The organism is Chryseobacterium defluvii (assembly GCF_003634775.1).
GTDB lineage: Bacteria > Bacteroidota > Bacteroidia > Flavobacteriales > Weeksellaceae > Chryseobacterium > Chryseobacterium defluvii.
This window is the reverse complement of record NZ_RBXB01000002.1, coordinates 1,010,873-1,024,184: the sequence shown is the minus strand read 5'-3', so window position 1 is coordinate 1,024,184 and position 13,312 is coordinate 1,010,873. Positions and strand designations below refer to the sequence as shown.

12 protein-coding genes are annotated in these 13,312 nt (G+C 38.7%); 4 read left to right on the top strand and 8 right to left on the bottom strand.

All coding sequences use genetic code 11. The features are described from left to right. Window positions 1-2 precede the first annotated feature (2 nt). A complete protein-coding gene (locus tag BCF58_RS11480; protein ID WP_121461909.1) occupies window positions 3-446 on the top strand; it encodes a PCC domain-containing protein in 444 nt (147 codons plus the stop codon). Here BCF58_RS11480 and bioA read toward each other — a convergent pair. From bioA to BCF58_RS11455, 5 genes are read right to left on the bottom strand one after another with little or no spacing between them, the layout of a single operon-like run. Further along, a complete protein-coding gene (gene bioA, locus BCF58_RS11475; protein ID WP_121461908.1) occupies window positions 409-1,701 on the bottom strand; it encodes an adenosylmethionine--8-amino-7-oxononanoate transaminase in 1,293 nt (430 codons plus the stop codon). The two genes, BCF58_RS11480 and bioA, sit on opposite strands and share 38 nt — an antisense overlap. Then, complete coding sequence (bioB, locus tag BCF58_RS11470; RefSeq protein ID WP_121461907.1) at window positions 1,686-2,684, bottom strand: biotin synthase BioB; 999 nt, start codon at window positions 2,682-2,684, stop codon at window positions 1,686-1,688. The genes bioA and bioB overlap by 16 nt, the downstream gene beginning before the upstream one ends. Next, on the bottom strand, window positions 2,681-3,298 hold the full coding sequence (gene bioD / locus BCF58_RS11465; RefSeq protein WP_121461906.1) for a dethiobiotin synthase: 618 nt from the start codon (window positions 3,296-3,298) through the stop codon (window positions 2,681-2,683). The genes bioB and bioD overlap by 4 nt, the downstream gene beginning before the upstream one ends. Further along, entirely contained in the window at window positions 3,298-4,404 is a 1,107-nt protein-coding gene (locus BCF58_RS11460; protein ID WP_121461905.1) for an aminotransferase class I/II-fold pyridoxal phosphate-dependent enzyme, read from the bottom strand. The genes bioD and BCF58_RS11460 overlap by 1 nt, the downstream gene beginning before the upstream one ends. Window positions 4,405-4,412: 8 nt before the next feature. After that, a complete protein-coding gene (locus tag BCF58_RS11455) occupies window positions 4,413-5,018 on the bottom strand; it encodes a hypothetical protein (protein WP_121461904.1) in 606 nt (201 codons plus the stop codon). A 65-nt stretch (window positions 5,019-5,083) separates the two neighbouring features. On the opposite strand from BCF58_RS11455, the gene BCF58_RS11450 reads away from it, so the two are divergent. Next, entirely contained in the window at window positions 5,084-6,589 is a 1,506-nt protein-coding gene (locus BCF58_RS11450; RefSeq protein WP_121461903.1) for an aminotransferase-like domain-containing protein, read from the top strand. A 121-nt stretch (window positions 6,590-6,710) separates the two neighbouring features. Here the strand turns inward: BCF58_RS11450 and BCF58_RS11445 are convergent, their stop codons facing one another. Beyond that, window positions 6,711-7,535, bottom strand: coding sequence for a tyrosine-protein phosphatase (locus tag BCF58_RS11445; RefSeq protein ID WP_121461902.1), 825 nt, complete (start codon window positions 7,533-7,535; stop codon window positions 6,711-6,713). Window positions 7,536-7,546: 11 nt separating this feature from the next. Continuing rightward, entirely contained in the window at window positions 7,547-10,459 is a 2,913-nt protein-coding gene (locus BCF58_RS11440; protein ID WP_121461901.1) for a TonB-dependent receptor, read from the bottom strand. 257 nt (window positions 10,460-10,716) lie between these two features. Here BCF58_RS11440 and BCF58_RS11435 point away from each other — a divergent pair, with 257 nt between their 5' ends. Further along, a complete protein-coding gene (locus BCF58_RS11435) occupies window positions 10,717-11,871 on the top strand; it encodes a helix-turn-helix domain-containing protein (RefSeq protein WP_121461900.1) in 1,155 nt (384 codons plus the stop codon). A gap of 151 nt (window positions 11,872-12,022) precedes the next feature. Beyond that, window positions 12,023-12,529, top strand: a complete 507-nt coding sequence (locus BCF58_RS11430; protein WP_121461899.1) for a pyridoxamine 5'-phosphate oxidase family protein — start codon at window positions 12,023-12,025, stop codon at window positions 12,527-12,529. Window positions 12,530-12,645: 116 nt separating this feature from the next. Here the strand turns inward: BCF58_RS11430 and BCF58_RS11425 are convergent, their stop codons facing one another. After that, window positions 12,646-13,302: a DUF6766 family protein gene (locus tag BCF58_RS11425; protein WP_121461898.1), complete on the bottom strand. Its 657-nt coding sequence runs from the start codon at window positions 13,300-13,302 to the stop codon at window positions 12,646-12,648. Window positions 13,303-13,312: the final 10 nt, after the last annotated feature.

Sequence of the window (13,312 nt, the reverse complement as noted above, 5' to 3'; positions counted from 1 at the left end):
ATATGAATGTACAAATTTTGCAGGGCCGTTACTGGAATGCTAAGAAAATAGAAAATGTATATATTGTAACCATCAACGAGGGAGTAAGTGTTATAACGGGACTGACTCATTTTATTATGGACCAGAAAATTGTAACGGGCAATATTTCAGGTGCCGCTATTGCGAACCATATGATGATGCATTTTTTCAATCCTCATAAAAAGTGCAATGAGTATGGAGAATTTTCTGATCAAAGTGAAATCATCAATATTCTGGGCAGTTTTTTTATGATCCGCGAAGAATTGAAGTTATCTCTCGATATGGTTCTGAAAAAAGAAAAGCATACCACGCTTTCATGCTCACTCCTGGAAGCCAGAATTAATGGTATGAATAATTTCTTTATTTTTCCTGCAGGCAGGCAGGTTCCATTTAAGAATCAATTTTTGGATATTCAAAACTGGAACTGATGTTGATAATCTGGGCATACACAAAATCAAGCTCTTCTTCAGTAATGCAATAAGGCGGAACCAGATACAGGGTATTTCCTAACGGACGGATAAGAATTCCTCTTTGCAGAAATTTTTCATACAACAGCTTCCCTATCTCATTAAAATAAGAAGTTTGCTTCCCTGTTTTATATTCCCAGGCAAGAATAGTCCCTGTCTGGCGTACATTTTCAACCTGATTTTGGGCACTGAGAACTGATGCAAACCCACGGTGTTGCCTGGCTATACGCTGAATATCAGATTGTGTGGATTCCTGCAATAACAATTCCATGCTTGCCAATGCAGCTGAACAGGCCAAAGGATTAGCCGTGAACGAATGACCGTGAAAAAGAGTTTTATACTGATCATCGGATAGAAAAGCATTGTAGATATCGTCAGAACAAGTGGTAATTCCCATGGGCATTGTTCCACCCGTCAGACCTTTTGAAAAACACATAATATCAGGCTCTTCAGATAAATAATTAGCAGCAAATAATCTTCCGGTTCGTCCGAACCCGGTGAAAACTTCATCCTGTATCATCAGGATTCCCTGATTTCTGCAAAACTTCATAAGTTCATCAAGATCCTCCGCTTTATGCATGAGCATCCCTGCAGCTCCCTGTACTAAGGGCTCATAGATAAAACAGACAATCTCATCTTTATGCTGATAAATAATATGCTTTATATGTTCCAGGTTTTCAGAAGTGGGAACATCAATAAACAGAACATCAAAAAGTAAATCTTTAAAAGGTTGTGTCCAGATACTTCTTCCGCTCACCGACATAGCTCCAAATGTATCTCCATGATAAGCATTTTTGAAAGCCAGTATTTTTGTTTTTGCCTTTCCGTAATTATGGGCATACTGAATACACATTTTTAATGCTACTTCAACAGCCGTAGAACCATTATCGGAATAAAAAACCTTATGCTGATTACCGGGAAGCAGTTGTAAAAGATTTTCCGAAAGCAGGATAGCCGGCTCATGGGTAAAGCCGGCGAAAATAACCTGTTCCAATGTATTGAGCTGTTCACTGACACGTTGGGCAATATACGGATGTGCGTGCCCGTGGAGGGTAACCCACCATGAGGAAACTGCATCAATATATTCCTTTCCTTTATCATCATACAGGTGAACTCCTTTTCCCCGGACAATAGGAATGGCATCTTTTGCGGTTTGCATCTGAGTATAAGGATGCCAGTTGACCGCCCTGTCTCTTTCTTTTAGTGTGTTGTGCATGTTGTTTTTGCGCTTTCTTTGATCATTGGCTTCAGGCCCAGGTTTGTGAGCATTTGCATATCCTCCGAAACTCCCGGATTAGGGGTAACCAATAATGTTTCCCTCTCGCCCGTAAATATAGAGTTGGCTCCGGCCATAAAGCACCAGGCTTGCTCGGTTTCGTCCATTTCTATACGTCCTGCACTCAGACGGATAACGGAAGCAGGCATTACAATTCTTGCGGTGGCAATCATTCTTACCATTTCCCAGGTATCTACTTTAGGATTGTTTTCCAGTGGAGTTCCCGCCACTCTGGCCAAAGCGTTTACAGGAACGGAATCGGGATGTTTAGGCATAGTGGCAAGGGTAAGAATCATGGATATTCTGTCTCTGTGAGTTTCTCCTAATCCGATAATACCTCCTGAGCAAACGGTAATTCCGGCCTTTCTTACATTATTTATTGTATTGATCCGGTTATCAAAAGTACGGGTCGAAATAATTTCTTCATAATACTGCTCCGAGGTATCAAGATTATGATTGTAGGCATGCAGGCCGGCTTCCTGAAGGCGTTCAGCTTGTTCCTCCGTTAACATTCCAAGTGTACAACACACTTCCAGTCCCAGCTCGTTGACACCTTTTACCATATCAATTACTCTATCAAAATCCCTGTTGTCTCTCACTTCCCTCCATGCTGCCGCCATGCAAAAACGGGAGGAGCCACTTTCTTTAGCCTTCCTTGCGTGTTCTATAACGGTTTCTGTAGGCAAAAGAGCCTGTACTTTGATGTTGGTATGATAACGGGCAGCCTGTCCGCAATAAGAGCAGTCTTCCGGGCAGCCTCCCGTCTTAATAGATAATAAAGTGCAGATCTGTACTTCCGAAGGATCATGCCATTCACGATGTACACTTGCCGCTTTATATATAAGTTCCATCAGTGGTAAATGATAAATGGCTTCTACCTCTTCTTTAGTCCAATCATTCCTAAGTTCTGTTTTTTTGTTCATTGTATAAATTCTAAATTTTCTAATGCTGTTTCCATATTTTCTTTGGTGGGAGGATCAAGATCCGGTATTCTGATAATGGTGGTTTCATTTTTTATATAACGGCATATCACCCGCTCTGTATCAGAAGGAAATGTTCCGTTAAGAATGACATATTTTAACACTAATTCTCTTTGCCGGATCATCATGATAGAAAGTAAACTATGATTGATGCATCCCAGATAATTTTTTATGACAAGTGCAACAGGTATATTGAGTTTTACGATAAGGTCAATCATAAATTCCGTGTCAGAGAGAGGCACCATCAGCCCTCCGGCTCCTTCTACAATAAGATATTTTTGCGTTTCAGGTAAGCTGAAATCATGAATGCTGATCGCTATACCCTCTTCTGCTGCAGACTGATGTGGAGATGCCGCTAATTGTAAACGGTAGGTTTCGGGATGACAAATAACATGATTTCCTGCCAGACTTTTTACAGTCATGCTATCTGTACAATGCAGGTCTCCGGATTGTACCGGTTTCCAGTAATCGGCATCAAAATACCGGACAAGGGCAGCTGAACATATCGTTTTACCTACGCCGGTTCCAATTCCTGTTATGAAAAGTTTTTCTTTCATCAGATCATATATTTAATAATCCGGGCTAATTCTGTAATCTCTTCCTCCGTATTGAAGGTGTGCAGGCAGATTCGAAGCCTTTCTGTCCCGGATTTCACGGTGGGGCTATATACCGCATAGGTGAGGAATCCATTTTCAGATAATGTTTCCTGTACCTTTTTCAGCCGGAAATGATCAGGGATCATAACAGCCTGTATAGGGCTGTTTTCGAAGGAAGTTGCTGATAGACCATATTGCCGGAAAATTCTGATATTTTCCATGAGTTGAGATGATAAATTCTGATTTTTAAGATAGGTATAGTTGTTTTTTATGACTCTCCATTGCCAATTCTGTGGAGAAGTGCTGTAAATAAAAGGCGATGCAAAATTGATCAGGTAATCCTTGATTAAATCATTTGTCAATATAGCAGCTCCATGGGCTCCCAGTGCTTTTCCATAAGTGATTACCGTAGCCAGGACCTTATTTTGTAATCCATACTGAGCGACCAATCCATTTCCAAAGACCCCGAAAGCATGCGCCTCATCTACCAATAGGGAAGCAGAATATCTTTCAGCTAATTCTGCGATTTCGTAAAGCGGAGCGAGGTCTCCATCCATAGAATAAAGGCTTTCAACAGCAATATAGCAATGCCCTTTCTGTTTTTTTAATTTGCTTTCCAAATGACCCACATCATTGTGCCTGAATTTTAGTTTGGCAGCATGAGACATATTGCAGGCATCATGTACGGAGCGGTGAATGCACTCATCTACAATAATGGTGTCATGCCGGTTTGGCAATGTTGAAAACAGGGCTAAATTGGCATTGTATCCGGACTGAAAAAGTAAAGCAGAAGGATATTGATGCTCTTCCGCAATACATGTTTCGGCCGTGGTAATTTCAGAAGAATTTCCGCTAATCAGCCTTGAGCCGGTACTTCCAAATAACAATTGAGGCTCTTTCATTATTTGCTGCAATAAGGTATCGTGTAGCCCGGCATTTCTTGCCAGCCCGAGATAATCATTGGAATAAAAATCTATTCCTTGAGTTGGTTTCGGCAAAGACCTTAATATTCCCTCTTCTTTTCTTTTCTCTAATGCTTCCCGAAAATGATAATAGATACTATCCATTGTTTCTGTTATACTTCCTGTGCAATTGCGCTGATCCACTGATCATGAAGTTTTTTCTCAATTTTCAGAATATTTTCGGCATGTGCTTTCCAATCAGCAGAAAAATCATCCAGCTGACTGATCATTTCTTCCAAATGCCCTTCTTCTTCCAGAATAATAGATTTCACCATGATTTTTGAAGATTCTTTAGTGAGTATATCCTGATAGACCGGATACAATTCATCAGCACGGACTTCTATAGCATAGGTTACAAATAAATACGCCGCATATTTCAATTCTTCTTTGGTAAGCTGAAAAGTATGCTGAAGATACCGACAGGTCTGAATGTCCAGTGTGTGCAGATATTGTCTGGTCGCACGGGAAGCAAGCAGCTCACTGCTTTCATAAGTGCTGCAAAGTTCAGGATCAATTTTTGCGATTTGTTTTTTGAGATAATAAGCATGACGGTGTTCTTCTGCAGCATGTTTTAACTGTATCAGGCTTACTTTGGAATGATGCTCACAAGCGGATATCTTTCGTGCTCCCGCATTTTCCATAAATGAAAGTGTGTTCAGCCATTTGGCATGAGTCCTGTGATCCAGTACTATTTTTTGCAATAGATGAGAAAATGTCATTGTTTTTTTATTTTGGTCAAAAATAGTATATTGCCGGATGGTTGTATGGTGCCAGTTTTTGTTTTATGGATAGTCCGGTTGAAATTCCTTATCGAAGTTTTATTAAAATTGACAGAAAATCTGATACTGCTATTTATATGCAGGTGGCCCATCAGCTCATCAATGCCATCCAAAGAGGCTCTCTTCCATTAGGAACAAAGCTTCCCGGAACGAGAGCGCTAAGTACAATACTGGACGTTCACAGAAATACGATTGTGGCAGTGTATGATGAACTATTTGCACAGGGCTGGGTGGAAAGTGTACCTAATAAAGGGACTTTCATTATCGGAAAAAATGAAGAAAAGCCAATGAAAATTGGAATTTTCAATAAAAACAGCCTTAGACTTTATCCTCAATCGACCGGATTTTCTTTTAAAACCACCAATATTTTAGACAACCCTTTTGAGCATTCCGATTGTGAATATATGTTTAATGATGGAGTCCCTGATATCCGACTGACCCAGATTGACCAGCATTCCAGAATCTATAGCTCGATTCTGAAGCGTAAAAAAGGGCAATACAAGATGCTTGGGCATTACAATCATGACGGAAGTGAATTTTTTAAGAAAAACCTGGCCAACTACCTCAATCTATCGAGAGGGCTATCCGTTTCAAAAAATAACCTTCTGATCACCAGGAGCACGGAGATGAGCATTTATATAGCTTCTGAAATCCTCCTCTCAGAAGGAGACGTCGTATTGGTAGGTGATTTGAGTTATTTTTCAGTGAACATGATCTTTCAGAAGATGGGGGTAAAAATACTTTCGGTTCCTATCGATGATGAAGGACTCAGTGTAGAAGGTGTCCGCGAAATTTGTAAAACGCAGAAAATCCGTATGCTTTATCTTACCCCGCACCATCATTACCCTACGACTGTAACATTAAGTGCGCAAAGAAGATTAGAGTTGCTCAGTCTGGCTAATGAATACGGATTCATTATTCTTGAAGATGATTACGATTATGATTTTCACTATGATAAAAGCCCTATTCTTCCTCTGGCCAGTGCGGATACAAATGGGATGGTTATTTATATAGGTTCTTTCGGTAAATCCCTTGCTCCCGGATTCAGAACAGGCTTCATTGTGGCTCCTGAAAATCTTATGAAGGAAATGCGTAAATACCTGGGCATTATAGACCGTCAGGGAGACATTCTCATGGAGCAGGTTCTTGGAGAAATGATTGCAGAAGGTGAGATTCACAGGTATTTAAAAAAATCATTAAAAGTTTATCAGGAAAGAAGAGACCGTTTTACAGAGTTATTGAATGTGCATTTGGGAGAATATATCAAATTCCGGAAACCTTCCGGGGGACTTGCTGTCTGGGTTGAATGGAAAGTACCCATCAATCTGATGCAGCTCAGCCGTAAATGTTCTTATGACAATCTTTTCCTGCCGAAAACGATACTTTACCAGAACAGAGGCCTTACAGCGATGCGTTTAGGGTATGGGCACCTCAGCTTTGAGGAAATGGAAAGCAGTATAAAGATACTTGCTAAGAATGCCAAGATTTTAATTCCTATCGATAAACTATAAAGATATAAAGTTCCGTTGCATTAATTTATTCAACAACTTTATTGATTAGTCTTGTTTAAACAAATAAGCTGCCTCATTTCAAAAGCAGCTTATTCCATTTAAATCTAATCTAAGTAAATAATTATCTTGTATACTTTTGTTTCAGTATTTCTATTTCATTCGGTCCGATTCCCATTTCTACCTGGAAAAAATTTTCAATGCTTCCATACTTTTTATTGATGGCTCCAAAGAAATTTTTGATCAGCTCAGGTCTGAGTTCCATTTGCTGTTTGATTTCACTTTCAGTCATCCCTGTCATTTTGGACAGTCCGGAATACATTTGTTTCATCGTTGGATTTTTAGCCAGATAATAATTAGAGGCTATATAATCCTGTTCAATAACTTCCTGTGGAACATCAAGGATTTTCAAAAATAAGGCAGAAGCCATTCCCGTTCTGTCCCGTCCTCCCGTACAATGGAAAAGCAAAGCTTCATCAGGTTGCAAAGTCAATAGTTTCACAAATAATGATCTGTACCTTTCTCCAAAATAAGGTAGCCCTCCTTCCCCATACATATCAAACAAAAAATTTTTGTCTTTAAACATTTTTGCCATATCCTGAACGGTGGGAAGATTATTGCTACCTGCCGGACATAATACATAATCCGCATTTTTAGGAAGCCTGTCCGGAGCTTTTTTAGCCTCTTCCACTCCTCTGAAATCAACCACCGATGCAATCTTTTTACTTTCGAATGTTTTGAGATCTTTATCAGATAGTTTATCAATAGCATCACTTCTGTATACTTTTCCCAATATCACTTCTTTCCCATCAGTTGTCATATAGCCTCCCGTATCTCTGAAATTATAGGCTCCTTCCATTTTTACTACCCGGCGAAGGCTGTCGCTGATCTGTGCGTTTGTGGTGGCTCCAAAAGCAATCACCGCTGCTATTACTACTATTTTTTTCATGTATATATATATTAAAATATTTGCCAACGGATTCCCAATTGTCCCCTGCTACCATACCATTCATGAGAAGTAATTCTCTTCTTATTATCTCCCATATACAGCCTAAGACTTTCATTACTCAGGTTGTTCAGCTCAATGAATAATTTGATTTTTTTGTTGATATCATAGCTTGCAGAGAAGTCGATAGTGAAGTTTTTATCAGACCAGATATAATAATCAGGACCCAGGTTCTGATTGATTGTTTCAACTGATTTTCCTCTGTAATTTCCTGCCAGACGTATCATTACTTTGTTGTTTTCGTAATATAAAATGGCATTGAAAAGGTTTTTAGATTGATTCGGCAACATGGTTTCATCAGAATATTGAATTCCATTTGCCATTCTCGGAACTTTAACCGAAGAATTTATAAATGTATAGTTGAATTCAACTCCGAAATCCTTCCAGAAGCCGGGTAAAAAATCAAGACGTTTATTGATTCCGGCTTCAAATCCGATAAGATGAGAGTCCTGAAGATTTTTGGCCTGGGTTACCATATAATCTGTTCCAGCGATGTTCATCATGGAGGTATCAGAGAATACAATATCTGAAATCTTCTTATAGAATACTCCTCCCGAAAGAATACCGATATTATTGAAATAGTATTCCCCCATTACATCGATATTATGACTGAAAGTAGGTTTTAAATCAGGGTTTCCTCTTGTAATTCTGAAAGGGTTGGACGTATTGTCAACACTTGATCCCGGTGACATATCCCCGAAATTCGGCCTGATAAAGGATCTTGTATAGGCAAACCTTAGACTTGATTTCGGTGAAAAACTGTATTTTAAATGGAGCATAGGAAGAAAAGCGTTGTAATTACTTTCTACAATAGAAGGAGTAATCACTGTTGTTGTGGGAGTTCCCTGTTTTGTTGCTGTAGCACCATACAATGTTAATCTTGTTGTTTCATTTCTGAAACCTCCTACGATTTTGAACTTTTCACTGGCTTTTATTTCTGCCATGGCATAGGCTGCAAAAACAGACTCTTCCCCCGTATAAATACTTGTTGCATTGGTTTCTGCATTAGAGAAATCCCTGAAGCCATACTGCTGCAAAAATTCCGATGAATACATCTGGAAAAGCTGATCTTTTGTTGGAGGATTCATGATGTATGAACTAAAGTCTCCATTCATTCCGTTCAGGAATTCTGTTCCTTTTGGCGGCTCACTGGTTGACAATTGAGAAAGAGCTAATAGCGCGGGAGAATTCGGAATCCCAACAGCTGCACCCGGAAGGAAAACTGCATTATAACCATAGGTACTTGTACGGTCCTTATCTCTATATTTCGCTCCTACTTTCAGGATAATATTTGGATTTATGTCATACTTCAGGTTTACACGAGCTATTTTATCTCTCTCATTGTTATCCAGTTTGGCGATTACCAACTGGGAAAGCAATAATTTATCGGCACTCATTATTTCACCCGGGCTCGCAAGGTCTGAGCTATAATCCATATATTCACCTCCCGTTCCATCCGGAGAATCAAATCCCCAATACCTTTTTTTATCATTTGAAAGGTTTACAAATCCTCCTGTGATTTTCTGTCTGAAAGTAGCGATCGGAAGTCCCTTGATTTCATTGGTGGGCGGTGTTTCCAGGAAGTATTTAGCCTGATAATCGCTCAACATCCAATCCAAACTTAGTTTAGGGGTAATATTATGTTCTCCTCCCAATTCCATTCCGTACAATTCTGTCTGATAATGAGAATATCTGAAATTATACTGATATCGGTTGTTGGTATAATCTACATAAGATTCATACACTGGACGGATATCATCAAACTTATTGAACATTCCCCTGAAATAGATTTTATTGCTGGCGTTGAATTTATACTCCAATCCTCCATTTAGTCCTATCGTTCTTCTTGTTCCCATATATCGTTTCATCATAATGGTATTGATGGATTTTTTCTGGGTTTCGTTCGTTGCTCCAGTATTATAGGTGACATCAAATGAGTCTGCTCCCCATTGTCTGTCCCAGATCGCTCCGGATAAGATCACTCCTAATTTATTGTTGAAGAAACGGTCTCCATATACAATAGAGCCATTATAGGTAGCATTCTGAGAGAAAGTATTGTAGCCTCCTGCTCCACTTACGCTTAGCGTTTTCTTGGCCGGTGCCGTTCTTGTAATGAAATTGATACTTCCTCCGATAGCATCGCCATCCATATCGGGAGTTACAGCTTTGGAGACCTGTACAAACTGGATCAATTCCGAAGGAACCACATCCAGAACAAAAGATCTGTTTCCTAAAACATTCGCACTGGGAAGGCGGTTTCCGTTGAATAAGGCTGAAGTCCATGCAAAAGGAGTTCCTCTTACCGTGGCCTGATCTGCTTCTCCGTGGTACCTTGCCACAGCCACTCCCTGAACTCTTTGTACTGCCTCAGCTGCATTTCTGTCCGGTAACTTTCCAATGGCGTCGGCAGCAATCACTTCCATGATGGCATTATTGTTCTTTTTAATTTCGTAAGCTTTAGCCTGAGTCAATGCATTAGGCCTTGCAATAACGATCTCCTGAATATTGTTTATGTTCTCTTTATTCTTTTTATCTTCAGGATCTATGCTGATGTATCCCATATCATTTACACCTTCTTTTATGGTGACCGGAAAGATCTTTGTTTCATACCCGATGTATTCTACTTTGATGTTTACATCTCCTAATCTTGGTGAAAGTAAGCTGAAATCCCCGTCTAAAGACGATACTGCTTTTTGTTCGGCATCTACAATGGAAATATTTGCTCCGGGCAGTGCTCCGTTTGTTTTGCCAACTACAGTTCCTTTAATGGTTTGTGCATGAATGGTCCCAAAAGAAGCCATTAAGAAAAAAGCAGATATCTGAATGATCCTCGACTTTTGTTTTGGAAAACCAATAGAATTGTTCATAGATTTTTTTTAGGACAAAATTGCGCAGATGGGACTTAGATTTCGTCCCTAGGAAAAAATCATCAAGATGAACGTGTCATTCGTTGGATTGAGACTATTAATGTTTTGATTTCCAGTGTTTTATTGTTAGTTAATTATTTGTTATTTATGTATGAACCGAATCTTAAATAGGTGAGAGAAATTTTTAATAGATAAATAATAATAGAGAAAGCATAAAGTAATGTATTTGCATTTACTTTGTACAAACCTAAGGAAAAATGCAATATATAGTTATTATCGGGGCTTTTCAAGCACTTGTAGCACTTTGGTTATTACAGGCCAGAGAGAAAAAGGCGCTTTCCAATTTTCTGTTTGCTTTTCTGCTTTCTGCAATTGCTGTGCATTTGATTATCAAGTTTGTTATCTTCAGATTTATTCCTGATGAAAGTATCAGGCAACAAATGAATACCTTTATTTCGGTCTGTTACGGCCCTTTGATTTATCTTTACTCCTTAAGCAAGATTAAAAAAGGATTTTCAATAGCCACCAAATGGTATATTTTCATTCCTTTTTTTATACTGATGATTGCTTATTTTACGATCTCCTGCGTTTTTGTTATCCTTAACCGGGTAGATCAGCAGCTTCTTGATCTGTATAATAATTTCAGTCTTTCCCTAATTTTTGTAATCAATCTGTACTACCCTCTGAAAGCTATTTCGTTTACGTATAAAAATAAAAACAAGATCCTTGATAAAATTGAATATGATGTAGTTGTGCGGATTTCAGGATGTATTCTTCTGATGGAATTGGGAGTGATTGTCTCCAAAGTATTGCTTCACTTCTATCCTGAAAATTTGCCGGTGATCAGTATTACCCTAAGGAGTATTGCCTACTTGCTTCTGTTGGTTATATCCCTGTTGATAATCAGAAAAACCCTTACAACAGAATTGAGAAATATTCACCAGGAAATTTCTCAGGATCATCTGAAAATAGATGTGAATAGTAAATCTAATACCGAGCAGGCTCTCAACACTATTGATTATGACATGAAATTTGGCGAATTATGGCAAAAGCTTGATGAATCCGTACAGCAGCAGCAGCTGTTCAGGAATTGTGATCTTACCTTGGATTATTTGGCCTTAAAAACGGAAATCAATAAATATCAGATCAGTGAAATGCTGAATGGTTACAAGCATAAGCCTTTTTACCGATATATTAATGAATATCGCATAGAATATTTTAAAAATATGGTGGAAAGAGCCATAGAAAAAAATGAAAACATTAATTTTCTATCTTTTGCTTATGAGGCTGGATTTAAATCGAAATCATCTTTTAACCGTTATTTCAAAGAAATCATAGGGAAAACACCATCGGAATATTATAAAAGTCTGATCAACAGTCATAAACAGCAATGTTTCGAAATAAGTGCATAAAGTACCCTTTTCCGGAATAAAAAAGACTCCTCTATTCTTTTCCGTCTCCGGACCATACCTATTTGGTCAGGTTTTTGAAGTATTATTATCAATCCATTATCCTGTATAATGTTGATTTTTCTTTAAACCAATCACTTAAAATAATAATATTATGTCAACACAAAATCTTACCCATCTTGAGGCCATTAAAAAAATTCAGGAACTTTCTACGAAAGCAAGAATATGCATGTTCTGTACGGAATTGGAAAAAGTACCGATAAACTCGCGTCCGATGACTTTAAAGGAAGCTGATGACAGTGGAAATTTATGGTTTATCAGCAGTGAAGCCAGTAATAAAAATTTTGAAATCAAAGAAGACCGCAGAGTACAGCTTTTCTTTATGAATAATGATGACTCTCAGTATCTTTCCGTATATGGAACCGCCTCTGTGTATACAGATAAGGCAACTATTGAAGAGAAATGGTCTGTTATGGCAAAACCGTGGTTTGACGGAAAAGACGACCCCAATGTTTCGATTATCCGTGTGGAGCCTAAGGAAAGTTATTATTGGGATACCAAAGCCGGAAAACTGGTAAGCTTATTAAGCTTTGTTACTTCAGCGATTACCGGCATAAAAACTAATAATGCCGACGGTATAGAAGGAAATGCCGTAATATAAAAAGCGATGATATAACATAAAAGCTTTCCTGGATCGGGAAGCTTTTTTTATTTGATATTGGAAGAAGCTTCGGTATAATCCGTGATTTTCTTGTTACGGTAATAAAAGGTACCAGATTATGGGTTCTCATCGTGGGCCATATCAACCGGTTTGGATTCCGGCGATCCTTTTTCCCGAAGCCATATAGACAGGATAACAATGGAGGCTACCGCTAAAAATTCACTTTGCCAGTTCTGGAAAGATTCAAACCAGAAGCGGGATTCCATAATATATTCTTGTGCGCTGATAACGGATTTATTTTTGGCCATCTGTTCGGTATTGAAATCTTTAAGACTTCCGTAAAAATGGAGAATAAAAGTTACAATAAATAATATCGCAAAAGCCAATGATAATGAATGTTTATAGATTTTCAGCCAAAACCCTCCTTTTTTAACTGCCCACGGGGCCTTGGGATGAGATTCGGGTTCTTTATCTACGTCTTCTTCGCCTTCTATAGATTTGGATTCACTGGAGCCTGCCTGCCGTAAGGAAACCGTGAGGAGAACATACACCATCATCTGCAGGAATTCACTTTCCCAATTTTCAAAAGTGGCCTGGATAAAGTGTCCGCTATGAATATATTCTCCTAAGCTTAATAACGCTTCGCCATTTTCAGCCAGTTCTTTGTTTTCGGTCTTCCAGCCTGTAAAAAACTGGCCCAGCAAACAGATAAGCATGAATGCAATTAGAACAATACTGAGGCTATTGCGGTATAAAAAACTTTTTTTTGACATATTAATCTTT

What these genes read in the sequence shown, in the direction of transcription:
- BCF58_RS11480 (WP_121461909.1), top strand. Translation starts at nt 3, where the DNA reads ATGAATGTACAAATTTTGCAGGGCCGTTACTGGAATGCTAAGAAAATA.
- bioA (WP_121461908.1), bottom strand. Translation starts at nt 1,701, where the DNA reads ATGCACAACACACTAAAAGAAAGAGACAGGGCGGTCAACTGGCATCCT.
- bioB (WP_121461907.1), bottom strand. Translation starts at nt 2,684, where the DNA reads ATGAACAAAAAAACAGAACTTAGGAATGATTGGACTAAAGAAGAGGTA.
- bioD (WP_121461906.1), bottom strand. Translation starts at nt 3,298, where the DNA reads ATGAAAGAAAAACTTTTCATAACAGGAATTGGAACCGGCGTAGGTAAA.
- BCF58_RS11460 (WP_121461905.1), bottom strand. Translation starts at nt 4,404, where the DNA reads ATGGATAGTATCTATTATCATTTTCGGGAAGCATTAGAGAAAAGAAAA.
- BCF58_RS11455 (WP_121461904.1), bottom strand. Translation starts at nt 5,018, where the DNA reads ATGACATTTTCTCATCTATTGCAAAAAATAGTACTGGATCACAGGACT.
- BCF58_RS11450 (WP_121461903.1), top strand. Translation starts at nt 5,084, where the DNA reads ATGGATAGTCCGGTTGAAATTCCTTATCGAAGTTTTATTAAAATTGAC.
- BCF58_RS11445 (WP_121461902.1), bottom strand. Translation starts at nt 7,535, where the DNA reads ATGAAAAAAATAGTAGTAATAGCAGCGGTGATTGCTTTTGGAGCCACC.
- BCF58_RS11440 (WP_121461901.1), bottom strand. Translation starts at nt 10,459, where the DNA reads ATGAACAATTCTATTGGTTTTCCAAAACAAAAGTCGAGGATCATTCAG.
- BCF58_RS11435 (WP_121461900.1), top strand. Translation starts at nt 10,717, where the DNA reads ATGCAATATATAGTTATTATCGGGGCTTTTCAAGCACTTGTAGCACTT.
- BCF58_RS11430 (WP_121461899.1), top strand. Translation starts at nt 12,023, where the DNA reads ATGTCAACACAAAATCTTACCCATCTTGAGGCCATTAAAAAAATTCAG.
- BCF58_RS11425 (WP_121461898.1), bottom strand. Translation starts at nt 13,302, where the DNA reads ATGTCAAAAAAAAGTTTTTTATACCGCAATAGCCTCAGTATTGTTCTA.